The sequence below is a fragment of the Bradyrhizobium sp. 27S5 genome (assembly GCF_037217225.1).
Classification (GTDB): domain Bacteria; phylum Pseudomonadota; class Alphaproteobacteria; order Rhizobiales; family Xanthobacteraceae; genus Bradyrhizobium; species Bradyrhizobium septentrionale.
Genome location: NZ_CP147714.1, coordinates 186,488 through 212,779, shown reverse-complemented (window position 1 = coordinate 212,779; position 26,292 = coordinate 186,488). Strand labels below are relative to the sequence as shown.

31 protein-coding genes are annotated in these 26,292 nt (G+C 64.1%); 18 read left to right on the top strand and 13 right to left on the bottom strand.

Annotated elements, in window-relative coordinates:
* Positions 1 to 7: 7 nt before the first annotated feature.
* The 4 genes from trmD (at position 8) to WDM24_RS01030 (ending at position 3,417) form a co-directional block, all read left to right on the top strand.
* Positions 8 to 754 carry a tRNA (guanosine(37)-N1)-methyltransferase TrmD gene (gene trmD / locus WDM24_RS01045; RefSeq protein WP_338830117.1) on the top strand — a complete coding sequence of 249 codons (747 nt, stop codon included), beginning with the start codon at positions 8 to 10 and terminating at the stop codon, positions 752 to 754.
* Positions 755 to 862: 108 nt separating this feature from the next.
* Entirely contained in the window at positions 863 to 1,243 is a 381-nt protein-coding gene (gene rplS / locus WDM24_RS01040; protein WP_338830116.1) for a 50S ribosomal protein L19, read from the top strand.
* A 452-nt stretch (positions 1,244 to 1,695) separates the two neighbouring features.
* Positions 1,696 to 3,102, top strand: coding sequence for a 3-isopropylmalate dehydratase large subunit (leuC, locus tag WDM24_RS01035; protein WP_338830115.1), 1,407 nt, complete (start codon positions 1,696 to 1,698; stop codon positions 3,100 to 3,102).
* Positions 3,103 to 3,204: 102 nt separating this feature from the next.
* Positions 3,205 to 3,417, top strand: coding sequence for a hypothetical protein (locus WDM24_RS01030; RefSeq protein WP_414645665.1), 213 nt, complete (start codon positions 3,205 to 3,207; stop codon positions 3,415 to 3,417).
* A 169-nt stretch (positions 3,418 to 3,586) separates the two neighbouring features.
* Here WDM24_RS01030 and WDM24_RS01025 read toward each other — a convergent pair whose 3' ends face one another.
* Entirely contained in the window at positions 3,587 to 4,183 is a 597-nt protein-coding gene (locus tag WDM24_RS01025) for a hypothetical protein (protein ID WP_338830114.1), read from the bottom strand.
* A 158-nt stretch (positions 4,184 to 4,341) separates the two neighbouring features.
* On the opposite strand from WDM24_RS01025, the gene WDM24_RS01020 reads away from it, so the two are divergent.
* Entirely contained in the window at positions 4,342 to 4,635 is a 294-nt protein-coding gene (locus tag WDM24_RS01020) for a DUF1330 domain-containing protein (protein WP_338693652.1), read from the top strand.
* A 197-nt stretch (positions 4,636 to 4,832) separates the two neighbouring features.
* Complete coding sequence (locus WDM24_RS01015; protein ID WP_166300544.1) at positions 4,833 to 6,530, top strand: methyl-accepting chemotaxis protein; 1,698 nt, start codon at positions 4,833 to 4,835, stop codon at positions 6,528 to 6,530.
* Positions 6,531 to 6,623: 93 nt separating this feature from the next.
* Here WDM24_RS01015 and WDM24_RS01010 read toward each other — a convergent pair whose 3' ends face one another.
* Positions 6,624 to 6,950: a hypothetical protein gene (locus WDM24_RS01010; RefSeq protein WP_338830113.1), complete on the bottom strand. Its 327-nt coding sequence runs from the start codon at positions 6,948 to 6,950 to the stop codon at positions 6,624 to 6,626.
* Positions 6,951 to 7,077: 127 nt separating this feature from the next.
* Positions 7,078 to 7,305, bottom strand: a complete 228-nt coding sequence (locus WDM24_RS01005) for a hypothetical protein (RefSeq protein ID WP_166300542.1) — start codon at positions 7,303 to 7,305, stop codon at positions 7,078 to 7,080.
* Between the two features lie 256 nt (positions 7,306 to 7,561).
* On the opposite strand from WDM24_RS01005, the gene WDM24_RS01000 reads away from it, so the two are divergent.
* The gene (locus tag WDM24_RS01000) at positions 7,562 to 7,789 is read left to right on the top strand and encodes a hypothetical protein (RefSeq protein ID WP_338693660.1); all 228 of its coding nucleotides are present in this window, start codon (positions 7,562 to 7,564) and stop codon (positions 7,787 to 7,789) included.
* 98 nt (positions 7,790 to 7,887) lie between these two features.
* Here the strand turns inward: WDM24_RS01000 and WDM24_RS00995 are convergent, their stop codons facing one another.
* Positions 7,888 to 8,214 (bottom strand): hypothetical protein, encoded by a 327-nt coding sequence (locus WDM24_RS00995; protein ID WP_166300541.1) that lies wholly within the window; start codon positions 8,212 to 8,214, stop codon positions 7,888 to 7,890.
* A gap of 115 nt (positions 8,215 to 8,329) precedes the next feature.
* Between WDM24_RS00995 and WDM24_RS00990 the strand changes: the two genes are divergently transcribed.
* The 3 genes from WDM24_RS00990 to WDM24_RS00980 all read left to right on the top strand — a co-directional run bounded on the left by WDM24_RS00990 (position 8,330) and on the right by WDM24_RS00980 (position 10,297).
* Entirely contained in the window at positions 8,330 to 8,728 is a 399-nt protein-coding gene (locus tag WDM24_RS00990) for a metallopeptidase family protein (RefSeq protein ID WP_338830112.1), read from the top strand.
* An 84-nt stretch (positions 8,729 to 8,812) separates the two neighbouring features.
* Positions 8,813 to 9,415 carry a 3-isopropylmalate dehydratase small subunit gene (leuD, locus tag WDM24_RS00985; RefSeq protein WP_338693665.1) on the top strand — a complete coding sequence of 201 codons (603 nt, stop codon included), beginning with the start codon at positions 8,813 to 8,815 and terminating at the stop codon, positions 9,413 to 9,415.
* A 93-nt stretch (positions 9,416 to 9,508) separates the two neighbouring features.
* Entirely contained in the window at positions 9,509 to 10,297 is a 789-nt protein-coding gene (locus WDM24_RS00980; protein ID WP_338830111.1) for a hypothetical protein, read from the top strand.
* A gap of 156 nt (positions 10,298 to 10,453) precedes the next feature.
* Here WDM24_RS00980 and WDM24_RS00975 read toward each other — a convergent pair whose 3' ends face one another.
* Positions 10,454 to 11,332: a CoA ester lyase gene (locus tag WDM24_RS00975; RefSeq protein WP_338830110.1), complete on the bottom strand. Its 879-nt coding sequence runs from the start codon at positions 11,330 to 11,332 to the stop codon at positions 10,454 to 10,456.
* A 204-nt stretch (positions 11,333 to 11,536) separates the two neighbouring features.
* Between WDM24_RS00975 and WDM24_RS00970 the strand changes: the two genes are divergently transcribed.
* Entirely contained in the window at positions 11,537 to 12,172 is a 636-nt protein-coding gene (locus WDM24_RS00970) for a carbonic anhydrase (RefSeq protein ID WP_166300531.1), read from the top strand.
* Between the two features lie 26 nt (positions 12,173 to 12,198).
* On the opposite strand, the gene WDM24_RS00965 is transcribed toward WDM24_RS00970, so the two are convergent.
* Positions 12,199 to 12,753, bottom strand: a complete 555-nt coding sequence (locus tag WDM24_RS00965; RefSeq protein ID WP_166300529.1) for a TIGR00645 family protein — start codon at positions 12,751 to 12,753, stop codon at positions 12,199 to 12,201.
* 37 nt (positions 12,754 to 12,790) lie between these two features.
* A complete protein-coding gene (locus WDM24_RS00960; protein ID WP_166300527.1) occupies positions 12,791 to 13,825 on the bottom strand; it encodes an aspartate-semialdehyde dehydrogenase in 1,035 nt (344 codons plus the stop codon).
* A gap of 116 nt (positions 13,826 to 13,941) precedes the next feature.
* On the opposite strand from WDM24_RS00960, the gene WDM24_RS00955 reads away from it, so the two are divergent.
* Both WDM24_RS00955 and WDM24_RS00950 read left to right on the top strand, forming a co-directional pair.
* Positions 13,942 to 14,736, top strand: a complete 795-nt coding sequence (locus WDM24_RS00955; RefSeq protein WP_338830109.1) for a hypothetical protein — start codon at positions 13,942 to 13,944, stop codon at positions 14,734 to 14,736.
* Positions 14,737 to 14,913: 177 nt separating this feature from the next.
* Positions 14,914 to 15,318, top strand: a complete 405-nt coding sequence (locus WDM24_RS00950) for a hypothetical protein (protein ID WP_338830108.1) — start codon at positions 14,914 to 14,916, stop codon at positions 15,316 to 15,318.
* A 173-nt stretch (positions 15,319 to 15,491) separates the two neighbouring features.
* Here the strand turns inward: WDM24_RS00950 and leuB are convergent, their stop codons facing one another.
* Positions 15,492 to 16,604: a 3-isopropylmalate dehydrogenase gene (gene leuB / locus WDM24_RS00945; RefSeq protein ID WP_338830107.1), complete on the bottom strand. Its 1,113-nt coding sequence runs from the start codon at positions 16,602 to 16,604 to the stop codon at positions 15,492 to 15,494.
* A 147-nt stretch (positions 16,605 to 16,751) separates the two neighbouring features.
* Here leuB and WDM24_RS00940 point away from each other — a divergent pair, with 147 nt between their 5' ends.
* Together WDM24_RS00940 and WDM24_RS00935 are read left to right on the top strand one after the other, a co-directional pair.
* On the top strand, positions 16,752 to 17,615 hold the full coding sequence (locus WDM24_RS00940; RefSeq protein WP_338830106.1) for an EamA family transporter: 864 nt from the start codon (positions 16,752 to 16,754) through the stop codon (positions 17,613 to 17,615).
* A gap of 89 nt (positions 17,616 to 17,704) precedes the next feature.
* Positions 17,705 to 18,883, top strand: coding sequence for a YbfB/YjiJ family MFS transporter (locus tag WDM24_RS00935; protein ID WP_338693685.1), 1,179 nt, complete (start codon positions 17,705 to 17,707; stop codon positions 18,881 to 18,883).
* A 97-nt stretch (positions 18,884 to 18,980) separates the two neighbouring features.
* Here the strand turns inward: WDM24_RS00935 and WDM24_RS00930 are convergent, their stop codons facing one another.
* The 4 genes from WDM24_RS00930 to WDM24_RS00915 all read right to left on the bottom strand — a co-directional run bounded on the left by WDM24_RS00930 (position 18,981) and on the right by WDM24_RS00915 (position 21,678).
* On the bottom strand, positions 18,981 to 19,766 hold the full coding sequence (locus WDM24_RS00930) for a molybdopterin-dependent oxidoreductase (RefSeq protein ID WP_338830105.1): 786 nt from the start codon (positions 19,764 to 19,766) through the stop codon (positions 18,981 to 18,983).
* A 74-nt stretch (positions 19,767 to 19,840) separates the two neighbouring features.
* Positions 19,841 to 20,473: a cytochrome b/b6 domain-containing protein gene (locus WDM24_RS00925; RefSeq protein ID WP_166300516.1), complete on the bottom strand. Its 633-nt coding sequence runs from the start codon at positions 20,471 to 20,473 to the stop codon at positions 19,841 to 19,843.
* Positions 20,474 to 20,653: 180 nt separating this feature from the next.
* Positions 20,654 to 21,208 carry a fasciclin domain-containing protein gene (locus WDM24_RS00920; RefSeq protein ID WP_166307821.1) on the bottom strand — a complete coding sequence of 185 codons (555 nt, stop codon included), beginning with the start codon at positions 21,206 to 21,208 and terminating at the stop codon, positions 20,654 to 20,656.
* A 98-nt stretch (positions 21,209 to 21,306) separates the two neighbouring features.
* On the bottom strand, positions 21,307 to 21,678 hold the full coding sequence (locus WDM24_RS00915; RefSeq protein ID WP_338830104.1) for a hypothetical protein: 372 nt from the start codon (positions 21,676 to 21,678) through the stop codon (positions 21,307 to 21,309).
* Here WDM24_RS00915 and WDM24_RS00910 point away from each other — a divergent pair.
* Positions 21,664 to 22,938, top strand: coding sequence for an MFS transporter (locus WDM24_RS00910; protein ID WP_338830103.1), 1,275 nt, complete (start codon positions 21,664 to 21,666; stop codon positions 22,936 to 22,938). The genes WDM24_RS00915 and WDM24_RS00910 overlap by 15 nt on opposite strands.
* Before the next feature lie 156 nt (positions 22,939 to 23,094).
* Here the strand turns inward: WDM24_RS00910 and WDM24_RS00905 are convergent, their stop codons facing one another.
* Positions 23,095 to 23,856, bottom strand: a complete 762-nt coding sequence (locus WDM24_RS00905; RefSeq protein WP_338830102.1) for an SDR family oxidoreductase — start codon at positions 23,854 to 23,856, stop codon at positions 23,095 to 23,097.
* Between the two features lie 252 nt (positions 23,857 to 24,108).
* On the opposite strand from WDM24_RS00905, the gene WDM24_RS00900 reads away from it, so the two are divergent.
* Complete coding sequence (locus WDM24_RS00900) at positions 24,109 to 25,638, top strand: malonyl-CoA synthase (protein ID WP_338830101.1); 1,530 nt, start codon at positions 24,109 to 24,111, stop codon at positions 25,636 to 25,638.
* Between the two features lie 26 nt (positions 25,639 to 25,664).
* Entirely contained in the window at positions 25,665 to 26,168 is a 504-nt protein-coding gene (locus WDM24_RS00895; RefSeq protein ID WP_338830100.1) for a hypothetical protein, read from the top strand.
* Positions 26,169 to 26,292: the final 124 nt, after the last annotated feature.

The window sequence follows — 26,292 nt, the reverse complement described above, 5'->3', positions numbered from 1 at the left end:
AGAGGCCATGACAACCCAAGCGACACCATGGCGCGCGACCGTGCTGACCCTGTTCCCGGACATGTTTCCGGGACCGCTCGGCATCAGCCTGGCCGGCAGGGCGCTGGCCGGCGGGCTCTGGGCGCTGGAGGTGCGCGACATCCGCGCGTCGGCGACCGACAAGCACCGCAGCGTCGACGACACGCCGGCCGGCGGCGGTCCGGGCATGGTGCTGCGGGCCGACGTGCTGGCGGCGGCAATCGACGCCGCGGCGATTGCGCCTGACCGCCCGCGCCTGCTGATGAGCCCGCGGGGTCGGCCATTGACCCAGGAGCGGGTCGCGGAGCTCGCGGCCGGACCGGGACCTCTGGTCGTCTGCGGCCGCTTCGAGGGCATCGACCAGCGGGTGATCGAGGCACGCGGGCTCGAGGAGGTCTCGATCGGCGATTACGTGCTGTCGGGCGGCGAAATCGCCGCGATGGCCCTGATCGACGCCTGCGTCCGCCTGTTGCCGGGGGTGATGGGCAAGCAGGCCTCGGGAACCGAGGAGAGCTTCTCCGAAGGACTACTGGAATACCCTCAATACACCCGTCCGCAGGAGTTCGAGGGCCGCCAGATCCCGGAAATCCTGATTTCCGGCGATCATGCCAAGGTGGCAGCCTGGCGGTTGGCCCAGTCCGAGGCGCTGACGGCGGACCGCCGGCCGGACCTCTGGGCCCGGAAGGCCGGCCAAAAAGCCGCTCCGCCAGGGACAAAAAACGCGACAGACGGGTGACAAACCCTACGCTTTGCCTTATAGGCACGGCCTAATCCGCACACGCGCAGGATAGATGGACGTTTGCGCAGCCCGCACAGGCTGGGCGCGCCGCCGATGGAGATTTCGATGAATCTGATTCAGCAGCTCGAAAAAGAGCAGTTCGACAAGCTCGCCGCCACCAAAACCATCCCGGAATTCGGACCCGGCGATACCGTCATCGTCAATGTGAAGGTGGTCGAAGGCGAACGCACCCGCGTGCAGGCCTATGAAGGCGTCTGCATCGGCCGTTCCGGCCAGGGCCTCAACGAGAGCTTCACCGTGCGCAAGATCTCCTACGGCGAGGGCGTCGAGCGCGTCTTCCCGGTGGTGTCGCCGATGATCGACTCGATCAAGGTCGTGCGCCGCGGCAAGGTTCGTCGCGCCAAGCTCTATTACCTGCGCAACCTGCGCGGCAAGTCGGCCCGCATCGTCGAGAAGCAGGACCGCCCGACTGCCGTCGGCGAGTAAATCATCCCGAAAGGGTTGTGTGACCGAAAGCGCGGGGCCTGCCCCGCGCTTTTTTGTTGCGACATACCTATATCGAGGATCAGCCTCAACTCGTCATGCGCGGGCTTGACCCGCGCATCCATCAGGAAGAGGAACTTGTTGCTCAAGATGGATGGATTGCCGGGTCAAGCCCGGCAATGACGAAGAGGCGCCCCGCGCATCGATCGATTGTCGCGGGCGCAAGCCCTGTGTTAGAAATTTAGAATGGTTCCGGATCAAGCAAGCCAGCCCTGCCAGCGCGTCGTGATCGACGATCGCTCGCGGCTGCCCGGCCGCTTCTTCGGGCGCTTTGCGACGTCGGCAACGTCAGAGCTTACGCGCGCAGCGTAACGCTGCCTGGACGCTTTCGCCTGCTCGCGCGCCGCGGCGCGCTCACGCCACTCACCACTGAATTTCTTCTGGAGCTGAAGCTCATGTCCAAACCGACCACGCTGTACGACAAGATCTGGAACGACCATCTGGTCCACGAGGCCGACGACGGCACCTGCCTGCTCTATATCGATCGCCATCTGGTGCACGAGGTGACCTCGCCGCAGGCGTTCGAAGGCCTGCGCGCCGCGGGCCGCAAGGTGCACGCGCCGGAAAAGACGCTCGCCGTCGTCGACCACAACATCCCGACCACCGATCGCTCGAAGCCGAACCCCGATCCTGAAAGCATCGAGCAGATGCGGGTGATGGCGGAGAACGCCAAGGAATTCGGCATCGAGTATTACAACGAGTTCGACAAGCGCCAGGGCATCGTCCACGTCATCGGCCCGGAGCAGGGCTTTACGCTGCCCGGCACCACCATCGTCTGCGGTGACAGCCACACCTCGACGCACGGCGCGTTCGGCGCGCTCGCGCACGGCATCGGCACCTCCGAGGTCGAGCATGTGCTGGCGACGCAAACGCTGATCCAGAAGAAGGCCAAGAACATGCGCGCGGTCGTCGACGGCAAATTGCCCGACGGCGTGACGGGCAAGGATATCATCCTGGCGATCATCGGCGAGATCGGCACCGCCGGCGGCACCGGCTATGTGCTGGAATATGGCGGCGAGGCGATCCGTGCGCTCTCGATGGAAGGCCGCATGACGGTCTGCAACATGTCGATCGAAGGCGGCGCGCGCGCCGGCCTGGTTGCGCCCGACCAGAAGGCGTTCGACTTCCTGCGCGACCGTCCGAAGGCGCCGAAGGGCGCCGCCTGGGATGCCGCGATGCGTTACTGGGAGACGCTGCGCTCCGACGAGGGCGCGCATTTCGACCACGAGCTCCGGCTCGACGCGGCCAAGCTGCCGCCGATCGTCACCTGGGGCACCTCGCCCGAGGACGTCATCTCGGTGACCGGCTTTGTGCCCGATCCCGACAAGATCGCGGACGAGGCCAAGCGGCTCTCCAAGCATCGCGCGCTGAAATATATGGGCCTGACCGCCGGCACCAAGATCACCGACATCAAGCTCGACCGCGTCTTCATCGGCTCCTGCACCAACGGCCGCATCGAGGACCTGCGTGCCGCGGCGAAGATCGCCGAGGGCAAGACCGTCAACGCCCATGTCAACGCGATGATCGTGCCGGGCTCGGGCATCGTGAAGGAGCAGGCGGAGGCCGAAGGCCTCGACAAGATCTTCGTTGCGGCCGGCTTCGAATGGCGCGAGCCGGGCTGCTCGATGTGCCTTGCGATGAATCCGGACAAGCTGAAGCCGGAAGAGCGCTGCGCCTCGACCTCGAACCGCAACTTCGAGGGCCGCCAGGGCTTCAAGGGCCGCACCCATCTGGTGTCGCCCGCGATGGCCGCCGCCGCCGCGATCGCCGGCCACTTCGTCGACGTCCGCGACTGGCGGTAAACGAAGTTTTCGTCTCAAGCTCGAGCCGTTGTGGAAACGGCTCGTTAACGGGGCGCACGCACACTGCCTCCTTGCGAAGACCAACTTCGCGGGGAGCCGGACGTGGCTGACGACAAGCGCGAATTCGTCGACATGATCAGCGAGGCGACGCGGCAGAAGCGCCGCCGCGCCGCGCCACGCATCATCGATCCGCCTCCCGAGGTGAAAGAAACCTCGCGCCTCAGCCACTGGCCGCCGGAGCGCTGGACGCAATGGCGGATCGAAAACCTGACGCCCTGGAAGATCAAGCCTTGGAGGCTGAAGAACTGGGACTAGAGCATTTTCGGTTCTGATTGGATCAGAACCGAAGCTCTAGATTCTTGTTTTGACGCGTTTTCTTCACGCGAACCGGCCTCCACTTCACTCGAAAACGCTCTAGGTGCCTTCGCGCGAAAAGTGTCCTGACAAAACGGCCGCCGTTTGGCGCCCGCTGTCATTTCAGCCTTCACCAATAGCCATACGGCCGCCAATGGTGACGGTGATGCCAATACGGCCGGCAGATTCGGCGCGGCCCGTAATAGGTCCAGACCACCCGGCAACGGCGGTGATGATAGTAGGCCGGATAGTAGTAGGACGATCCATAGAAGTAGCGCCGGTGATGGAAGTGCCGGCGGTATCCGTAGCGGTACCCGCCGCCATAGAAGCGGTGGTAGCCACCGTAGTGGCGATGGATGCCACCATAGCGATGGAAGCCGCCATGGAACGCCGGCGCAGCGCGGAAGCCGCCACCATGGAAGCCGCGAAAGCCGCCGCCGTGGAAACCACCGCCATGAAATCCACCACCATGGAAACCACCGCCGCGGAAGCCGCCGCCATGAAAACCTCCGCCGCCGTGACCGCCGCCACCGTGGCCGCCGTGACCGCCATGCCGGACCTCTGTCGTCATGGCATCGGCCGCAGACTTCGCCGCGAGCACGGTGCCCGGGCTCGCCAGCGACAGCGCTTCGGCGCGTTGCTGCGCTGAAGTCGACAGCGCGAAGACCGCGGCCGCCGCGACACCGAGACGGCGCACCAAGCCACGCCGCAAATACCCTTCCCTCATCTCAGAACCTCCCTGACAACAGCAATCACAGCCACGCTGCATGGCAGCCGGTTGCATTGCTTTCATTGCGGTCGCTCCCGCCGCAACGCTAGAAATCCCTGAGTGAATGCGTCATGAACGCGCAAAACGGTGCGACGAAAAGTCCGGGAGCAACGCAAGTGACCGTCTATGTGATCGTGCAACTCAAGATGACCGATCGTGCCGCCTATGATCGGTATCAGGCGCGCTTCTTCGACGTGTTCAGGAAGTTCAACGGGCGGCTGCTGTCGGCCGACGAACAGCCCGCGGTGCTCGAAGGCACCTGGGATCGCGACAAGCTGGTGCTGATGTCGTTCCCTGACGAAGCCGCATTCCGCGCCTGGTCGGAATCGCCCGAATATGTCGAGATCTCCAGGGACCGCAAAGCGGGCGCGCAAGGCACCGTGCTTCTCGCCAAGGGCTTTGCGCCCTGATGCCGTTACCCGCTACCGGCGTGAACCCTTTGCTAAGGGTTGGTGGCTAGGGTTAACGGACAATCAATCAGAAAATTCAGGACGACTTCGGTTTCCATGGCGCGGCCAGCAGGCCAAGCCGTGGCATCGCGCCCTCACACGTGCCTCATCGGCCGGGGTGAGCCGATGGAAGCAGCAGCATTATCGTGGGACCGGAAATGACCATCAAGTTTCAGAATTTGCCCATCATTGCCAAGATCGCGGTGCCCGCGGCCATTATCGCCCTGGTCGCGATCGGCATCGTCGTCCAGGCCTCGCTCGCGCTGAGCCATTTGTCGGCGACCGCGTCCGACCTGGTGGATGGCAACGCCCGCCGCGTGCAGTACAGCCTCGAAGCCGAGAGTAACTTCAACAGCGCGGCCGTCAGCGAGAAGAATGTCATCCTCAGCGCCGCCGACACCAAGGCGATCGCCTCCAACATCGAAGCCTACAACAAGGCAACCGATGCGACGCTTGCCGCCGTCGACCGCCTGGCGTCCGTCACATCGGACGCCGGACAGCAGCAACTGATCGACACGCTGCGCCGCGCGGTCAAGGACCGCCGCGAGGCCAGCGCGAAGGTGTTCGAGCTGGTCACCGCGGGCAAGCTGGAGGACGCCTTCGCCTATTCGCGCAATGTCGCGGCCAAGCATCGCCAGACCGCGATGGAGGCGGTCGCCAGCCTGATCGCCGCCAATGTGAAGGGCATGCAGGCCGCGCGTGACCAGGGCATCGCCACCGCCGACCAGACCCGCCTCGTGCTGCTGTTCGGCGCCGCCGCCGGGCTGCTCTGTGCCTTCAATATCCTCGCCTGGATCGCGTTCAGCCAGATCGCGCGGCCGCTGTCGCGCATGACGGAGGAGATGACGAAGCTCGCCGAGGGCGATCTCGACATCGCGGTGGTCGGCGATGACAGGAGCGACGAGGTCGGCGGCCTCGCCAAGTCGCTGCGCGTGTTCAAGGAGAATGCGATCACGGCGCGCCGCCTCGAAGCCGAACAGCGCGAGGAGCAGCTGCGCAAGGAGGCCCGGCAGCGCGCGGTCGAGGGCCACATCGCGACCTTCGACAATCAGGTCTCGGAAGCGCTGAACGCCCTGACCGCGGCCTCGACCGAAATGCACGCGACCGCCGGAAGCATGTCGGCGACCGCGGAGGAAACCAGCCGACAGGCGACGTTCGTTGCCACCGCATCCAACGAGGCCTCGGCGAACGTCCAGACCGTCGCGGTCGCAACCGAGGAACTGCACGCCTCGATCAGCGAGATCACCCGCCAGGTGACGCAGGCGGCCCAGACCGCAAGAGCGGCGGTGGACGAGACCGATCGCACCAACGCGACCATCGAGAGCCTGGCCGCGGCTGCGCAGCGGATCGGCGAGGTGATCTCGCTGATCCAGAACATCGCCTCGCAAACCAATCTCTTGGCATTGAACGCAACGATCGAGGCTGCGCGCGCCGGCGAGTCCGGCAAGGGTTTTGCGGTGGTCGCCAATGAAGTGAAGGCGCTTGCCACCCAGACCGCCAAGGCGACCGAGGACATCTCCTCGCAGATCGCGGCCATCCAGCAGGAGACCGGTCAGGCCGTCGCCGCGATCCGGGCGATCGGCGGCACCATCGGACGCATGAGCGAAATCGCCGCGGCGATCTCCGCCGCCGTCGAGCAGCAGAGCGCTGCTACCCGCGACATCTCGAAGAACATCCAGGAAGTTTCGCGCGGCACCAGCGAGGTGTCGGCGAATGTCGGCAGCGTCAACGAAGCCGCCACTGAGACCGGATCGGCGGCCACGCAGGTGCTGACGGCCGCCGACGATCTCAGTCAGCAATCCGCAACGCTGCGCGGCAACGTCAACGCATTCCTGGACAAGATCCGCGCGGCCTGACCGGATCAGGCAGCCTCTCACTGCAAAGGGCGGCGCCGGGCGATCGGAGCCGCCCTTTCTGTTGGCTCTGCGCAGTCGCGCGCGAACCGCGGCTCACCAGAATGGGCCGAATCCGAAGCCGAAGGTGAACGGCGCCGGCGCAGCATACGGATATGGCCGGTAATAATAGGGCCGCGCGTAATAATAGGAGCCGTACGGACGGTAATAGGAGTAGGAGCGATAGTACGGCCGGTAGCCGTGGTGATAATGATGCCGATGGTAATAGTGATGATGGCGCTGCGCGCTGAAGTCAGTCGCCTTGCCTGCGTGCCGCTGTTGCGCGGCGGCCGGCGGCTTGGCTGATGCCGCAGCGGTTGCCGATGCCGGCGCCGTCAATGCGAAGGCACAAGCGACCGCGGCAACACCGATCCATCTCATCATGATTAACTCCTGCAGATTTCGATTGATATCATCTGGCGCGCGCGAATCTGCCGGTTTGATGGCTGCAAACGACAACAGGCCCGTTGCTCACGGGCCTGTGTCTCAACTGCGCTGATACGCCGCGCGATCAGTGGCGCCAGTGGCGATGGCCCCAGCCACGGTGATGACCGCGACCCCAGCCGCGATGCCAGCCGCGGCCCCAGCGCACTTGCGTGGTCGCCTGGTTCGCGTTGTCCTGAACCGTTGCGGCGGTGCCTGGCGTCGCCAGCGACATCGCATTTGCGCGCTCGGCCGGCGCCGCCAAGACCAGCACGGCACCGACAGCCGCGAGCCCCAGAACTTTCATCACCTTCATAAGTCTTCTCCTTGATCCCTTGATGTCACGTCTTGCAACGACGCCTCGCGTTCGCGCGAATCGACCGCCGTTGCCGCGACGCAGATCGCAAGCAGAGTGCGGATGACGTGAATGGGATGTGAATGACTGCGCCACGATTGTGAATGCTGCTGGCGCGCTCAAGTTCCGATGCGTCGCGCGAATTTTCGCGCTCACACGCAAAACCCGGCACAGACTACGGTCGTATCTCGCGTGCTCTCTGTTGCTGGAGGTTGCCGTGACACACACAGGCACACGCAGGCGATTGCTTCGAACCGCGCTTGCGACGCTCAGTGGTTCCATTATGCTCGCCGATGTCGCGCTCGCCTCGCAGGGACCGGGCGGCGGCATGGGAACGGCGAGCCATCTCACGCAAATGCTGATGGCCGTTGTGGTCTATGGAACGACGGGGGTGATCGCCGCTACTGCTGTGATCAGCGCGGCACGACGGCGGATGCGCAGCTAGAGCGTTTTCGAGCGAAGTGGATACCGGTTCGCGTGAAGAAAACGCGTAAAAATAGTGAGCTAGAGCTTCGGTTCTGATTCATCAGAACCGAAAATGCTCTAGCCGGGCCGCCAGAAGCAGTTCATGCGCGGGGTGATCACGGTGCCGCTCGGCCGGTGCTCCTGGACATAGGTCGCGGTGCAGTCGCGCACGGCGTTCGGACCGGGATTGTAGCGCGGGATGACATCCGGCTCCCAATGATCGGGCCGGGACCGGTAGATCGGCACGCGCTTCAGCCGGCGGCGCTCGACGACCCGCTCGCGCGCCACCGGGTCCGCCTGACCGATGCGCGCTTCAGCCGCCGCGCTCTGTGCCTGCGCCTCTCCCGCCGGAAGCGAGAGCCCGACTGCACCAGCCAACAGCACTGCCGCCACGATCCGTTTCATCACGCCCACCCAAGCCCCATCCTTGAGCCCCACTGTTGGGCCGCACGGTCTCCCATTGCACCGCCAAGGTCAACTGCGCTGGCGCCGCCTGAGGCACTCGCGCTAAAGGAGTGTCATGTGGACCACAGCCAAAGCCCCCTCGCTCGACGAGATGGAGGCCATGGCGCACGAGATTTTCGAGCGCCTGCCCGAGACCTTCCGGGCCCTCTGCGAGGGCCTGATCATCCGCGTCGACGACTTCCCGACCGACGAGGTGCTCGACGACATGCAGGCCCAGAGCGAGTTCGACCTGCTCGGCCTGTTCCACGGCATCGGCCTGCCGCAGCAGAGCTATGGCGACGTCGCCCGGCTGCCCAACCTGGTCTGGCTCTACCGCCGGCCGATCCTGGACTACTGGGCGGAGCACGATGAGACCCTCGGCCACATCGTCCGCCACGTGCTGATCCATGAAATCGGCCACCATTTCGGCCTCTCGGACGCCGATATGGAGGCGATTGAGGCCGCTGCGGGCTAGCCCTGCAGAAATGGCCCTTTTACCGCTGTCACATTCGCGATAAATAACCGCCCCTATCCCTCATTTTGACCGGGAAGTGCAACGATGGACAAGTTCACCACGCTGGAAGGCGTCGCGGCGCCGCTGAAGATCATCAATGTCGACACCGACATGATCATTCCGAAGCAGTACCTCAAGACCATCAAGCGCACCGGCCTTGGCAAGGGGCTTTTCTCCGAGCAGCGCTACAAGGATGACGGCAGCGAGAACCCGGATTTCGTCCTCAACCAGCCTGCCTATCGCAATACGAAGGTGCTGGTCGCCGGCGACAATTTCGGCTGCGGCTCGAGCCGCGAGCACGCGCCCTGGGCGCTGCTCGACTTCGGCATCCGCTGCGTGATCTCGACCTCGTTCGGCGACATCTTCTACAACAACTGCTTCAAGAACGGCATCCTGCCGATCCGCGTGTCGCAGGAGGACCTCGACAAGCTGTTCGACGACGCCGAGCGCGGTGCCAACGCGACGCTGACCATCGATCTTCCCAACCAGGAGATCCGCGGTCCCGACGGCGGCAAGGTCAAGTTCGAGATCGACCCGTTCCGCAAGCACTGCCTGATCAACGGCCTCGACGACATCGGCCTGACGATGGAGAAGAAGACGTCGATCGACACCTTTGAGGCCAAGCTCAAGGAACGCGCCTGGGCTTGAGCGGCAGCGTGTCATCGAGCCCCGGTGCCTTGCGGCGCCGGGGCTTTTGTTTGCCGAATTGCCTCACCGCAGACTTGCTGATACCTGACGCGCATGTTGCCTGACATCGTCACCTTCTGGCACGGCTCGATGGACGCGCTGCGCCAGACCTGCCTGCGCTCGCAGGTGGCGGCGGGGCACAAGGTCACCGTCTACAGCTTCGATCCCATTCCCGGCCTGCCCAACGGCATCGGCAATGCCGAGGCCGAGGCGGTGCTGCCGCATTCGTTCTCGGAGAGGCTGCGTCCGGCCGAGCCGGACGGTTCGTGGCGCGACTGGACCATCCTGCAGTTCAGCGACTTCTTCCGCATGCGGCTGATGAAGCAGCGCGCCGGCCTCTGGCTCGATGCCGATGTGCTGCTGCTGAAGCCTGTCGAGATCGATCCGGCAAAGCCCTATTTTGCCTGGGAACGGCCGCGCCAACTCGGCAACTCGGTGCTGTATCTGCCGCAAAATGATCCAATCGTGCGCGCCTTCGAGGCGCTGATGCAGCAGGACGAGCTGACCCCGGACTGGCTGGCCCTGCGTCACCGCGTGACCTTTGCGATGCGCCGGCTGCGCGGCAAATCCAATCGCCTCGCTGACATCCGTGTCGCGATCTTCGGCCCGGCGGCACTCACCGCGCTGGCGCGCCGAGAACGCGAATTGCAGCACGCGCTGCCGAAGCGTTCGTTCTATGCGGTGCACGCCGAGCCAAAACTGTTCTTCGAGCCGACGGATTTTTCGAGATACCTGAACGACCCCGCCATCGTCGGCCTGCACATCTCGCCAAAGGGCCGCGGCAAGGACGCGCCGATCCCTGGCAGTCTTTATGCGTGGGCGACGGAGAGGTTTGGCGCGTGACCAGGGCGCAAGTTCACCCTCTCCCCTTGTGGGAGAGGGTGGCTTCGCGAAGCGAAGCCGGGTGAGGGGTCTGCCTCCGCGGATAGAGACCCCTCATCCGTCGCGGACTGCGTCCGCGCCACCTTCTCCCACAAGGGGAGAAGGGAAGGATCCCTGCTAATGCCCCATCGCAGCGATCGCGTCGGCGATCGCGATCGTGCGCCTCGCCATCTCGGCGTGCAGGCGCTCCACCATGCGGCCGTCGAGCTGGATCGCACCGCGCGAGGCGTTCTCCGGCTGTTCGAAGGCGGCGATGATCTTGCGCGCCTCAGTGACCTCGGCCTCGGGCGGTGTGAAGATCGCGTTGCAGGCGTCGATGTGGCTCGGGTGGATCAGCGTCTTGCCGTCGAAGCCGAGATCGCGGCCCTGCGCGCATTCCTCGGCAAAGCCGTCGACATTGCTGATGTCGCTATAGGGACCGTCGAGGATTTCGAGCCCGTGCGCGCGGGTCGCCAGGATGCAATGCGTGATCATCGGGATCATCGCCGCGCGGCCCGGCTTCATCCGGATCCGGGTTTCGCGCGCAATGTCGTTCGGCCCGAACACGAAGCCGGCGAGCCGGGTTTCGGAATCCTTTGACGCCGCGGCGAGCTTGTCGGCGTCGAGCACCGCGCGCGCGGTCTCGATCATGGCCCAGACCCGGATCGAGGCGGGCGCATTGATGTCGCTGAGGCGGTCGGCAACCGCATTGAGATCGTCGACGGTGGAGATCTTGGGAACCAGGATGCCGTCCGGCTGCGCCTTGCCGGCCATGCCGATGTCGTCGACCCACCAGGGCGTGTCGAGGGCGTTGATCCGGATCAGGACCTCGCGCTTGCCGAAGCCCTTGGCGGCGACCGCCTTGGCGATCTGCTCACGGGCCACCGCCTTGGCGTCGGGGGCCACGGAATCCTCGAGATCGAGGATGATGCCGTCCGCCGGCAGCGTCCGGGCCTTTTCCAGCGCCCGTGCATTCGATCCCGGCATGAACAACAGGCTGCGGCGCGGACGGGTCATGGTGATCTCCTCAAGGCCTCTGGCAGATTGTTGTTTAAGCATGATCTTTTCGGAAAACCGCTTCGCACTTTTCCGGATCATGCTCTAGCGAAAGTCCATTGTTTAGGCACTGATCGGCCGCGGCTTTTCAAGCCCCGGCGCTATCATTTCAGCCCCGACGCCGAAAGTCTTGTTCCGGACATGCGCTTGTGGTTAGGCAGTGGCATGCAGTCCTTTCCGAAGCAATTGATCGACGGCTACCACGCCTTTGCCACGCAGCGGCTGCCGACCGAGCAGTCCCGCTACCGGGACCTGTCCGAGCGCGGCCAGTTCCCCGAGACCATGGTGATCGGCTGTTGCGACTCCCGCGTCTCGCCGGAAGTGATCTTCGATGCCGGCCCTGGCGAGTTGTTCGTGGTCCGCAACATCGCCAATTTGGTTCCGGTCTACCAGCCCGACAGCAACGCCCACGGCGTCTCGGCCGCGCTGGAGTATGCCGTGACCGTACTGAAGGTGAAGAATCTCGTGGTGCTGGGCCATGCCCAGTGCGGCGGCATCCGCGCCTTCGTCGACAAGATCAAGCCGCTCACGCCTGGCGACTTCATCGGCAAATGGATGCAGATGTTCATCAAGCCGGGCGAAGTCGTCGAGCAGCGCGAGCATGAGAGCATGCAGGACTTCGTCACCCGCATCGAGAAGGCCGCGGTGTTCCGTTCGCTGGAGAACCTGATGACCTTCCCGTTCGTGCGCGAACGCGTGGAGAGCGGTGACATGCAACTGCACGGCGCCTATTTCGGCGTCGCCGAAGGCTCGCTGTTCGTGCTCGACCGGGGCGCGAAGGAATTCGTCAGCGTTCGCTGACGCGATGAAATCGGGCCAACAGAAATCTACTCGCCGCCGTGATGGCCGCTGCCCCAGCGGTCGGAGATCGCGAGCATGAAGGACGACACCACGAACACCAGGTGCACACCGACCAGCCAGGCGAGCTTGCTGGGATCGAAGGCGGTATCGAGGTTCATGAACGCCTTCAGCACCTGAATGGCTGAGATCGCGACAATCGACGCCAGCAATTTCTGTTTCAAGCCGCCGAAATCGACCTTGGTCATCCAGTCCGGCCAATCCGGGTGCCCTTCCGGATCGATCTTCGAGACGAAGTTCTCGTAACCGGAGAACACCACGATCAGGATCAGATTGCCGGTCAGCGAGATGTCGATCAGCGAGAGCACGCCGAGGATGATGTCGGATTCCTTGGCATCCGGCACATGCAGGATGAAGTGCCACAGCTCCATGCAGAACTTGAGCAGCAATGCCGCGAGGCTGATGACGAGGCCGAAATAGAACGGCGCCATCAGCCAGCGACTGTTGAAGAGCAGGTTCTCGAAACGACGTTCAACGCGCTTCAGCGTCGGATTGGGCCGATAGGTCCCCGGTTGTTCCGCCATGGCACGCGCTTCCTGACCCGTATCCCGCGTTTCGCTGTTACGCCGCCTTCTTCTTGGCGGTGATCAGCTTGCGGTTGATCAGGACCTCGGCGATCTGGATCGCGTTCAGCGCGGCACCCTTGCGCAGATTGTCCGAGACGCACCAGAACGACAGGCCGTTCTCCACCGTCGCATCCTCGCGGATGCGGCTGATATAGGTCGCGTCCTCGCCAGCCGCCTCATACGGCGTGACGTAGCCGCCCGGCTCGTGCTTGTCGATCACCAGGCACCCCGGCGCATTGCGCAGGATGTTGCGCGCCTCGTCCGCCGTGATCGGATTGGCGAACTCGACATTGACGGCTTCGGAGTGGCCGACGAAGACCGGCACGCGCACGCAGGTCGCGGTCAGCTTGATCTTGGGATCAAGGATCTTCTTGGTCTCCATCATCATCTTCCACTCTTCCTTGGTGAAGCCGTCTTCCATGAAGACGTCAATCTGGGGAATGACGTTGAAGGCGATGCGCTTCGGAAACTTCTTATTGATCAGCTCGTCATTGGTGTAGACGGCCTTGGTCTGCGTGAACAACTCGTCCATCGCGTCCTTGCCGGCGCCCGACACCGATTGATAGGTCGAGACCACGACGCGCGTGATCGTCGCTTTGTCGTGCAGCGGCTTCAGCGCGACGACGAGCTGCGCGGTCGAGCAGTTCGGATTGGCGATGATGTTCTTCTTGGTGAAGCCGGCGGCCGCATCCGCGTTCACCTCCGGCACGATCAGCGGCACGTCCGGGTCCATGCGCCAGGCCGAGGAATTGTCGATCACGACCGCGCCGGCGGCGCCGATCCTGGGCGACCATTCCTTGGAGACCGAGCCGCCGGCCGACATCAGGCAGATGTCGACGTCGGAGAAATCATAATGCTCGAGCGCCTTCACCTTCAGCGTGCGGTCGCCATAGGAGACCTCGACGCCGACGCTACGGCGCGAGGCCAGCACGACGACCTCGTCGGCGGGGAATTTGCGCTCGTCGAGAATGTTGAGCATTTCGCGCCCGACATTGCCGGTCGCTCCGACCACCGCGACTTTGTAACCCATCGTTCACTCTCCGACGAAAAATGCCCGTTCCCCCGCTGGCAGCGGAAAGGGAAGAGGCAGCGCTTCTATGCGAGAAACCCCGTCAAGACAACGTTGCGTAGCATTTGAGCGTTTTGATGCGTTTCTTTCAGGCCGGTCCGGCCGCACCCCATCATACGAGAACTCCGTCAGCGCTGACGAGTTTCGTCGACGAAATATACGCCACGCTCTCCCGGCTGTTCGCCTATGTCGCCGTGCTCGCGCTGTTCGCCGTCCTCGGCAACTATCTATGGAAGCAACTGCCGGACGCGACGGCGATGGCGGCCCCCACCGTCGCGGGCTGGAGCTTGGCCGGCCGCTCGACGCCGGCTTTTGCCATCAGCCGGCTCGATCCGCGAGATAAAACAGAGACTTACGAAATCTTCCGGCACCCCGACGGCGGCCGCAAGGACGTCTTCCGCTGGGCCGACGCCAATGGTGCGCCGGTAGCGGAGCTCGAAATCTACCGCCCCGGCGGCGAGCCCATGGGACCCGCAGTCACCGAGATCGCCGGGCGGCCCGACCCGGGCGGCGTCCGCGAGCTCGAGGCCGCCGGGATCGTCGACAGCAAGTTCGGCAGCGTCACCTTGCTGCGCCCGGCGCGGCAGGACGGCAGCCGCAGTTGCCTCGGCTTCCTCAAGCAGGCCGACGCTCCCGATCTGCGTATCTCAGGCTGGGCCTGCCAGGGCGCCGGCCTGCCGGCCCAGCGCGCCGCGATCGTCTGCATGCTGAACCGCCTGACCCTGCTGGCCGCGGGCAATGACTTGCGGCTCGCTGCGCTGTTCGCGCATGCCGAGCTGCGCCGTACCGACTGCGTTACCTCCGGCCCGCCGGCCCTGTCGGCCGACTGGGTGATGGGCAGCGAGAACCCGCTTCTGCGCGGCGCCCTTTGATGGCAAGACCGTGGCAAGACACTGGTTTACATGAAACTTTTGCTCTACCGGCCGCATTATCTGGGCCGGTGTGGCGCAATTGACCTAGTGACGGGCTTCCCACCAAGGCTACAATATGTTCCGAGTGATTTTGGCGGACGCGCCAGCCCCCGATGGGGCCGTAATGACGAGGATGCGATGACCTTGAAATTCCCTGCCGCGAACAAGCTCGTGGTGTTGCTTGCCGCGGCTGCCGTCACCGCAACCGCGCTCAGTGTGACCGCAACCAGCGCGCAGAGCCCGACCAAGCGCAAGCAGCAAGAGCAGTATGACCGCGACGGCCGCCGCTATTACGGCCAGCAGGGTCCGAACCGCATCTATCAGCAGGGTCCGCGCACCCGCGTTTACGTCACCACGCGCTCGTGGCTGGACGCCGGCACCGAAGTGCTGCCGGGCGACCGCAAGTTCAACGACTACGCCTATCCGCCGGAGATCGGCTACCCCTCGTTCGGGCGCGAGAACAACAACCGTCCGATCGATCGCCAGCCGCTCAGCCCGCCGGCCGATCTCGGCGGCTATCCGCGGAACTTCCCGCTGTACTGAGAATTTCGGCAAGCAGCCGATACGAAAATGCCCGGCTCCGGCCGGGCATTTTTGTTTGTCCGTCATTCCGGGATGGTCCGAAGGACCAGACCTCAGATGCGCAATTGCGCATCGGGGAATCTCGAGATTCCGGGTTCGCGTCTTTGACGTGCCCCGGAATGACGGCAGAGCCGTCACGCGTGCAGCTTCTGCAATTCCTTCAGGATCGCTTCGCCCATCTGCGTCGTGCTGACCGACGTGGTGCCTTCCGACTTGATGTCGGCGGTGCGCAAGCCGTTGGCGAGCACGGCCGCGATCGCGGCATCGACCTTGTCGGCGAGATCGCCCATGGCGAAGGAATAGCGCAGTGCCATGCCGAACGAGGCGATCATCGCGATCGGATTGGCGAGGCCTCGGCCTGCGATATCCGGCGCCGAGCCGTGCACCGGCTCATACAATGCCTTGCGCTCGTTGGTCTTGGCGTCCGCCTTGCCGAGCGAAGCCGACGGCAGCAGGCCGAGCGACCCCGTCAGCATCGCCGCAATGTCCGACAGCATGTCGCCGAACAGATTGTCTGTGACGATGACGTCGAATTGCTTCGGCGTCTTGACGAGATTCATGCCGCCGGAATCGGCGAGCTGATGCTCGAGCGTGACGTCCTTGTATTCGCGCGCATGGACCTGGGTCATGACCTCGTTCCAGAGCACGCCCGACTTCATGACGTTGCGCTTTTCCATCGACGTCACCTTGTTACGGCGCTTGCGCGCCAGGTCGAAGGCGACACGGCCGATCCGCTCGATTTCAAAGGTGTCGTAGACCTGGGTGTCGACCGCGCGCTTCTGGCCGTTGCCGATATCGGTGATGGTCTTCGGCTCGCCGAAATAGACGCCGCCGGTGAGCTCGCGCACGATCATGATGTCGAGGCCCTCGACCACCTCGCGCTTCAGGCTCGAGGCATCCGCCAGCGCCGGGTAGCACACCGCCGGACGCAGATTGGCGAACAGGCCGAGATCCTTGCGCAGCCGCAGCAGGCCGGCCTCGGGGCGGACTTCGTAGGGCACGCTGTCCCACTTCGGACCGCCGACCGCGCCGAAGATCACGGCGTCGGCCGCCGTGGCCTTGGCCATGTCGCCCTCCGAGATCGACACCTTGTGGGCGTCATAGGCGGAGCCGCCGACCAGCCCCTGCTCGGTCTCGAACCTGGCGATGCCCTGCGCATTCAGCCAGTCGATCAGGCGCTGTACCTCGGCCATCACTTCGGGGCCGATGCCGTCGCCGGGGAGAAGCAGCAGTTTGTGGGTCGCCATGGTTCGTTCCTCACTCAATCGGGCATGCCCGTCATCGTCAGGCGCGAGTGCTAAAACGCCCCGGGCGGATTGGCAAGGCGCCTCGGACAGGGCCAAAATGGCCCCACAGAGCCAACCGCGCCCCAAGAAGCCAACAAGACGGACCTCATGACCGCAGCCATCGTCTACGCCTTCGCCTCGGCCATTTTCCTGGGCGCAGGCGTCGTGCTGGCGCAGCTTGGCTTGCGCACCGTCGAGCCGCTGTCGGGCGCAGCAATCAGCGTGCCGTCCTTCACTCTGCTGTTCCTGCTGCTGTCGCCGCTGATCCTGCATGGCGAGCCGGTGGTGTGGCGCGGCCTGCCGATCTTCATGGCGATCGGCCTGTTCTTCCCGGCCTCGCTGACGCTTTTGACTTTCGCGTCGAACCGGTCGCTGGGACCCGTCATCACCTCAACATTGGGCAATCTGGCGCCGCTGTTTGCGGTCGCCGCCGCCGTGGTGCTGCTGCACGAGCCGCTCGAGCCGCAGCAGCTCGCCGGCCTCGTCGTCGCGGTGACGGGGGCGGCTGTGATCACCGTGACCCGGCCGCGCGGCCTCGGCCATTGGCGCAGCTGGGCCCTGCTGCTGCCGCTCGCCAGCGCGCTGGTGCGCGGCATCGTGCCCCCGATTGCCAAGCTCGGGCTTGCGATCTGGCCGAGCCCGCTCTGGGCCTGTCTGATCGGCTACATCATGTCCTCGCTGGTGGTGCTGACCGTGCAGCGGATCCGCAAGGGCAGCTTCACGGTGCAGGCCCCGCGCGAGGGCCGGTTCTGGTTCGCATTGACCGGCATCAGCAACGGGCTCAGTGCACTCAGCCTGTTCGCCGCGGTCCGCAACGGCCCGATCACGCTGGTGGCGCCGCTGGCTGCGATCTATCCGCTGGTCACCGTGGCGCTGAGCGCAATGCTGCTCAAACATGTCGAGATCACGGCGCGGATCGTCGCCGGAACCCTGCTGACCGTGATCGGTGTCGCGCTGGTCCTGATCGCTTGATTGTCTGATACGCAAGACAGTGTTGCGGCCTCCGGCGCTGGGCAGCGCCGCTGCGGCCTGCCACAATGGCGGCATTGCCGGAGTGAATTGTGAGAGCCCCCGCCCCGTCCTATCCGCATCCCGCGCGGCTGATCCTGATTCTGTCGCTCGCACCGACGGTCGGTCTCGGCATCGGCCGCTTCGCCTATTCGCTGGTGCTGCCCGACATGCGCGACTCGCTGGCCTGGTCCTATTCGGCCGCCGGCTTCATGAACACGATCAATGCCGCCGGCTATCTGGTCGGCGCGCTGTTCGCCTCGCGCCTGATCCAGCGCTTCGGGCTTGCCACATCGGTGCGCTGGTCGACGCTGGCCTGCGCGCTGTCGCTGGCGCTTTGCGCCATCTCGGGCAATTTTGCCGTGCTGAGCTTTGCCCGCCTGCTGGTCGGCTTCGCCGCCGCAATCGGCTTCGTCGGCGGCGGCGCACTCGCGGCGACCATTGCGCAGTCGCGGCCGGAGCGCGCGAACTTCCTGCTTAGCCTGTTCTATGCCGGGCCGGGAGTCGGCATCCTGGCATCCGGCCTGATCGCGCCCTTCGTGCTGCAGGGCTTTGGCGCGGGCTCGTGGTGGATCGTGTGGTGGGCAATGACCCTGCTCTCCGCGATCATGACCGTGCCGCTGCTGCTTGCGCCCTTCCACGCCGGTGCGGCCGCCGCCGGTATCGTGCGGACCAAATTCGAGATCATGCCGGTCCTGATCTACCTCGCCGCCTATTTCCTGTTCGGGGCCGGCTACATCGCCTACATGACCTTCATGATCGCCTATGTCCGCGACGGCGGCGGCGGCGCGGTCGCACAGAGCGCGTTCTGGAGCCTGATCGGCGTCAGCGCATTCGTGACGCCCTGGTTCTGGCGGCGGGTGCTGGCGCTCGACCGCGGCGGGATCGCCACCACCATCATCCTCGGCGTCAACGCGCTCGGCGCGAGCCTGCCGATCTTCGGGCATTCGCCGCTGCTGCTTACGATTTCCGCGCTGGTGTTCGGCGTCGCCTTCTTCGCGGTGGTGGGGTCGACCACCGCCTTCGTACGCTTCAACTACCCGCCGCAAGCCTGGCCGACTGCGATCGCGGCGATGACCATCGCCTTCGGCATCGGGCAGACGCTCGGGCCGATCGTGGTCGGCGCGATCACGGATGCCGTCGGCAGCCTGTCATTTGCGCTGAACGTCTCGGCCGCGATGCTCGCGCTCGGCGCACTGCTGTCGGCGTTTCAGCGGAAGGTGGGGCCTTAGACCCATTCGTCATTCCGGGGCGATGCGCAAGCATCGAACCCGGAATCTCGAGATTCCGGGTCTGGTCCTTCGGACCATCCCGGAATGACGCTTCGCGTCAGCTCCCGCTGAATGAATTGTAGCCTTGGTCTTCCCAGTAGCCGCCCTTGTAGTCGTTGGTGACTTCCATCGAGAGCACGTATTTCGGGTTCTTGAAGCCGAGCTTGGTTGGCACCCGGATCTTCATCGGGAAACCGTAGGCGCGCGGCAGGATCTCGTCGCCGAACTTGAAGGTCATCTGGGTCTGCGGATGCAGCGCCGTGCGCATGTCCAAAGGTGAATTGTAGCCGTCCTTGTCGGCGCACTGGAACCAGACATATTTGGCGTGCGTATCGGCGCCGATGATCTTGAGGAAATCGCGCAGCGGCGTGCCGGTCCAGCTGCCGATCGCGCTCCAGCCCTCGACGCAGATATGGCGCGTCACCTGCTTGACCTGCGGCAGCTTGTACAACTCGTCCAGCGTCCACGACTTCTTGTTGTCGACCAGGCCGCGCACCTCGAGCTTCCAGTCCGCGCCCGCGACCTCGGGCGCATCGTCGAGATCGTAATAGGCATTGAACGGGAACGGCTTGGTGATCATGCTCTCGGGATACGTCGGCGCCAGCGCATCCGGATTGAACATCCAGGCCTGTACCGCGTCGTTGAACTTCGAGACCCTCTTCAGCAGTTCTTCCGCCGACGACGAATCGACCACGTCGCAGCCGGTCAACAGCGTCAGCGCGCCGAGGCTGGTGCCCGCCGTGATGAAACGGCGGCGCGTCAGTTCCGGCATCGTCTTCACCGCGTCGCGGACCAGCAGCTTCTTGTCGACACCGGGGATCAGGAGTTTGCGCAGGCGACCCATAGCATCCTCTCAAGAGTCTCATTTTTGGGCATGATCAACTCCGAAAACCGGTTCCCACTTTTCGGGATCATGCCCTAGCGCCCGATGATCATGGCGCGCAGGCTCTTCGGCACCAGCAGTGCGAGCGCGACATGGATCACCAGGAAGGCGACGATCAGCGCCATGCAGGTGAAATGAACATAACGGGCGAAGTCATAGCCGCCGAACAGCGTCACCAGCCAATGCAATTGCACCGGCTTCCACATCGACAGGCCGGACAGCACGATGACGACGCCGACGATGATGATGCCGGTATAGAGCAGCTTCTGCACCGAATTGTACTTGCTGAGATCGTCATGCGACAGCTTGAAGGTCAGCGCCGCCTTGGTATCGGAGATCACGCCGCCGGGGGTGATCGGCAGCAGCTTCTTGCGGAAGCGGCCGGTGGCGAATCCGAGCGCCAGATAGATCAGGCCGTTGACCATCAACAGCCACATCGCGGCGAAGTGCCAGAGCAGCGCGCCGCCGAGCCAGCCGCCGAGCGTGATGCTCCGCGAGAAGGTGAAGCCAAACAGCGGCGAGGCGTTGTAGATCTGCCAGCCGGACATGATCATCAGGATCATCGCTAATGCGTTGATCCAGTGCACCATCCGCACCCAGATCGGCTGGATCACCTTCGCCGGCGTTGCGGTCTCTGCCTGGTGGTCGCTGACGGCAAGGCTCGTCATGGCATATCTCTGCTCGTGGTCGTTACCGGCTTATACGCCGGGAACCGGGGTTCCGTTACAGGGTCGCGCCTACTCAGTTTGATATAGGCGCCCCCATCTGGTCACAAAAATGCGAGCCGGGGCGAGGCTCCGGCTCGCTGTTTCGTAAAGCGCTCAGGGACTAAATCGGGCCGCCGGGTGTTACGTCGCCGGCATCAGCACGGTGTCGACCACATGGATGACGCCGTTCGACTGGTTGACGTTGGAAATCGTCACCATCGAGGTGCCGCCCTTGGCATCGACGATCCAGACCTTGCCGTCCTGCTTCTTCACGGTGAGTTCCTCGCCCTCCGCGGTCTTCAGCTTCTTGCCGTCGGTGAGGTCGGAGGCCTCGAGCTTGCCGGGCACCACATGGTAGGTGAGGATCTTGGTCAGCGTCGCCTTGTTCTCGGGCTTGACGAGGTTGTCGACGGTTCCGGCCGGCAGCTTGCCGAACGCGGCGTTGGTCGGCGCGAACACCGTGAACGGGCCCTTGCTTTCCAGCGTGCTGACCAGGCCCGCGGCCTTCACCGCGGCGACGAGGGTGGTGTGGTCCTTCGAATTGACGGCGTTCTGGACGATGTTCTTGGACGGGAACATCGCGGCGCCGCCGACCATCACGGTCTTTTCCTCGGCGCGGACCGGGGCCACGACAGTGGCGGTGATCGCAAGCGCGCTGAAGGCGGCGGCAGCGAGATAGGCAATACGCTTCGACATGGTTTCGTCTCCCGATGAGATATCCAACCGGCGAGGCATCGCCGGCGATGATGGACAACGGCGCGTGTTGTTCGGTGTCTGCGTCGTCGTTGGCCGAGCTACGGCAGGTTTTCCCGGCGGTTTCCGGAAATAATTCTTTGTGATTCCTGAAACCGGCTGCGGCGCGCTTCGTACGCGCAGCGCAGCCCGCAACTTGTCGACCATTCCATTGAGCGGAATGGACGGGTGCGCTGCCGCGAGCAATTTGCTTGCCGCCATTGCCTGATTGGTTCAGCCTGAGATTGCGGCGCAGCTTCGCTAGCCAGGCGGGTGGGTGTGGGGAGGACGATCATGAGCAGCATCACGGCTGATGGCCACGCGCGCCTGCGGCGAACGAGGCCAGCAGCGACATCGGCCCGCTCGAGCAGAAGCACCTGCAATTTGCCAATTACCGCGCGGTCGCCGGCGGCACCGAGGTGACGAAAACGCATTGGCACATCGCCACCGCCAACGCGCTCGGCTGGGGCTTTGACGGCATGGACGGCGTGATCTTCGCGCTGGTCTCGCCGATGGTGATCAAGGAGTTTTCGCTGAGCCTGCCGGAATATCGCTCCGGCATGCAGATCGCGCTGTTCGTCGGCATCGCCGGCCTCTATTTCTGGCCATGGCTGGCGGACCGGTTTGGCCGGCGCACGCTGCTCGCCGTCAACATCGCGCTGTTCTCGCTGTTGATGCCGGTCGCGGCGCTGTCGCCGACCTTTACAGTCTTTGTCATCGCGCGCTCGTTCCTGTTCTTCGCGCTCAACGGCGAATGGTCGCTCGGCTCAATGCTGGTGGCCGAAACCTGGCCGGCGCGGCTGCGCGGGCGGGTGATCACCATCACGCGATCGGCCTGGTGTCTCGGCGCCACGCTCGCCGGCGCCATCACCGGACTGGTCGCCGCCAATTTCGGCTGGCGTGTCGCAGTGATGGTGCCCGGCGTGATCGCACTGCTGGCGATCTATATCCGCTCCACCTGCCCGGAATCGCCCTATTGGGTGCGCGCGCAGGACCGCAAGCGGCGTATCTCGGAGACGCTGGCGCGCGGCGGCACGGTCAGCGCCGACGATGGCGCCTGGTTCGGCAAGGCCAAGTCGGTCGGCATCCGCCAGGTGTTCATGCCCGACGTGCTGCCCGCAACACTGGTTGCGCTGTTCGTGGCCTGCGCCAGCACCTGCATCTACGGCACGGTCGGCGCCTGGATGCCGCTGTATCTATCGACCGAGAAGCATTGGTCGACGACGGAATACAGCCTGTTCTACGTGTTCTACGGCCTTTGCGGCTTCCTCGGACTGTGCCTGGTCGGCTGGCTGATCGACAAGATCGGCCGCCGGCGCGCCTTCATCATCACCTTGATCGAGGGCGCGATCTTCATGACGCTCTGGGTCTATTCCGAGGACCGCGTCCTGCTCTGGACGTTCGGGCTTCTCTGGTGTCTCGGCTTCCTCGGCTTCTGGGGCCCGAGCACGACCTTGACCGCGGAAATCTTCCCGACGCGCATCCGCGGCGCCGCCAACGGCGTGGTGTGGGCGATCGCCTATTTCGTCGGCTTCGTGCTGTTCCCGTTCGTTTCGATCGCACTCCAGCAGCACACCGGCTCGTTCGCGCTGGCGTTCCTCTGCATCCCCGTGCTGATGATCGCGATGGCGGTCGGTGTCTTCCTGTGGGTGCCCGAGCATTCCGGCAAGGAGCTGAACGAGATCATCGAGTGATCGGGGCTACGCTGCTCCAACCTCCCCTTGAAAAGGGGAGGTCGCTTTGCTCGCCAGAGCAAAGCGGGTGGGGATCTGCTCTCTCCACATACACCGTCGCCTGCGGCTGACCCCCATCCCGACCTTCCCCCTTTCAGGGGGAAGGAGAAGACGGACCTAATCCCTGTTCGCGGGCGTCTGGATGAACCCGCGGTTGTGGGTCGGGCTGATCAGGATCTCGTTCATGCAGACCCGCGGCGGCATGCTGGCGACGAAAGCGATGGTGCGGCCGCAATCCTCGGGCTGCAGCATCTTGGCCTGCTCGGCTTCGCTCGGCACCACCGGCCGCTGCTTGAGGATCGGCGTTGCAACCTCGCCCGGCGACAGGCAGCAGGCGCGCAGGCCGTTGACGCATTCGTCCATGTTGAAGGAGTGGGTCAGCGCCAGCACCGCGTGCTTGGTCGTGGTGTAGGCCGGGCCCGGCATTTTCGAGACGTGACGGCCGGCCCAGGAGGCGACGTTGATGATGCAGCCGTCCTGCTGCTTGCGCATCGTCGGCAGCACCGCGCGCATGCAATAGAGCACGCCGTTGAGGTTGACCTCGACGAGCTTGTCCCAACCTTCCAGTTCCATGTCGGCCCAGCTGCGCTTCGGCACATTGATGCCGGCGCTGTTGACCAGGAGGTCGATGCGGCCGTGTTTGGCGACGATGGTCTCGGCCGCCTTGTTGACGTCGGCCTTGTTGCTGACGTCGAGCGGGATCGCCTCGGCCTTGCCGCCGTTGTTCGTGATGTTGGCCACCACGCGGTCGAGCTCTTCCTTGCGGCGGCCGGAGACCACCACCGTCCAGTCGTCCGCAGCCAGGAATTCCGCCCCGGATTCGCCGATTCCGGTGCCGCCGCCGGTGACCCAGGCCACGCGTTTCCCATTATTTGTCATGCAAACTGTCTCCGTTGCTTTCCGAAGGGCGTTTTTGCTAATCCAGCGCTAGTGCCCCGCTTCCGAAGTTCGTGATCCGCCGCGGCAGACACTGACACGAACTTCGGAAGCTTACGGGGCACTAGCGAATCTAATTAATCTAGTGCCGCTTATCGATTTGAAGTTCCTAGTAGGACTCGCGGCGCCTGGCTAGGAACTTCAAATCGGCGGCACTAGCCTTTCCGGCTCTTTCGCCCCTCGGGGAATGTTTGCATGAACACGACCACCAACGCCAACCTGTTTTCCCGCCTGTTCGACGGCCTCGACGACCCCAATCGGCTGGCGATCGAGCAGCTCGACGGCAGCCGCATCTCCTATGGCGATCTGATCGCGCGGACCGGCCAGATGGCGAACGTGCTGGTTGAGCGCGGCGTCAAGCCGGGCGACCGCGTCGCGGCGCAGACCGAGAAATCGGTTTCGGCTCTGGTGCTCTACCTCGCCACCGTGCGCGCTGGCGGCGTCTATTTGCCGCTCAACACCGCCTACACGCTGAACGAGCTCGAATACTTCATCAGCGACGCCGAGCCGTCGCTGGTGGTCTGCGATCCCGCCAAGCTCGAAGGCATCAAGGCGATCGCCGCCAAGGTGGGCGCCAAAGTCGAGACGCTGGATACCGGCGGCAAGGGCTCGCTGACCGAGGCCACCGACAAGGCTCGTAAGGACTTCGCTACCGTGCCGCGCGGCAATGACGATCTCGCCGCGATCCTCTACACGTCAGGCACCACCGGCCGCTCCAAAGGCGCGATGCTGTCGCACGACAATCTGGCGTCGAACTCCTACTCGCTGGTCGACTACTGGCGCTTCACCGACAAGGACGTGCTGATCCACGCGCTGCCGATCTATCACACCCACGGCCTGTTCGTGGCGAGCAACGTGACGCTGTTCTCACGCGCCTCGATGATCTTCCTGCCGAAGTTCGATCCGGACCTGATCATCAAGCTAATGGCCCGCGCCACCGTGATGATGGGCGTGCCGACCTTCTACACCCGCCTGTTGCAGAATCCCGGCCTGAACAAGGACGCGACGAAGCACATGCGGCTGTTCATCTCGGGTTCCGCGCCGCTGCTCGCCGACACCCATCGCGAATGGTCGGAGCGCACCGGCCATGCCGTGCTCGAGCGCTACGGCATGACCGAAACCAACATGAACACAAGCAACCCCTATGACGGCGACCGCGTGCCCGGCGCGGTCGGCTTCGCGCTGCCCGGCGTCTCGGTGCGGGTCACCGATCCCGAGACCGGCAAGGAGCTTGCGCCGGAGACCATCGGCATGATCGAGGTCAAGGGTCCGAACGTGTTCCAGGGCTACTGGCGCATGCCGGAGAAGACCAAGGCCGAATTCCGCGGCGACGGCTTCTTCATCACCGGCGATCTCGGCAAGATCGACGGCAGGGGCTACATCCACATCCTCGGCCGCGGCAAGGATCTCGTGATCTCCGGCGGCTTCAACGTCTACCCGAAGGAAATCGAGAGCGAGATCGACGCCATGCCCGGCGTGATCGAGTCAGCCGTGATCGGCGTGCCGCATGCCGATTTCGGCGAAGGCGTCACCGCCGTGCTGGTCTGCAGCAAGGGCGCCGATGTCAGCGAAGCCTCGGTGCTGAAGGCGCTCGACGGGCGGCTCGCCAAATTCAAGATGCCCAAGCGCGTCTTCGTCGTCGACGAACTGCCGCGCAATGCGATGGGCAAGGTGCAGAAGAACATTCTGCGCGATACGTATAAGGATATTTATTCGAAGGCGTAAGGGGCGCGACGATGTCGCGATAACCGATGAACCGCAAAGAGGCTATTCGGTTGAGTGACCAGCTCATCATCGCCAACGAGGCGATGATGAAAGCCCGAACGGCTATTGCAGAACTCGGAAAAGAGGAGCAACTCGAATTCGACGGCCCGCTCTTCGAGCTTCTGGTTGAGCTGCAATGGCAAGTGATGGTGCCGCTTTACGAAAAATTCCCTGACTTGCTGCCGTCGGGGCTTCTTGAGGAATTGCCTATCCCCGCCCCCACCTCCGACGTGGCATGGAGCGATGTAAAATTGCCGCGTGCCGCCACCACAGCAGCGCTCGATGACCTCCTCATGTCGCTTCTGGAGCCATACTGGCAAAAGGCCGCATTGGTTCTGCTCAAAGGCACCAACCGTTGCGAAGAGCTGGGATTGCCGTTCACCTACCGCATGATGGCAGCACGTTTGCGATACCTATGGGATACCGGTCGAATCGAAAGTGAGGGTGACCTCCGTTCTCCGGCCCACAGCCAAGTTCGGCTGCAGGATTAGCGGGTCGTTTCGTAGCCGGATGGAACGAAGCGAAATCCGGGACCACTCTATCAGCTGCGAGAACCCCGGATTGCGCTTCGCTCCGTCCGGGCTACGCGCTGCGGGATAAGTGCAAGGATATTTA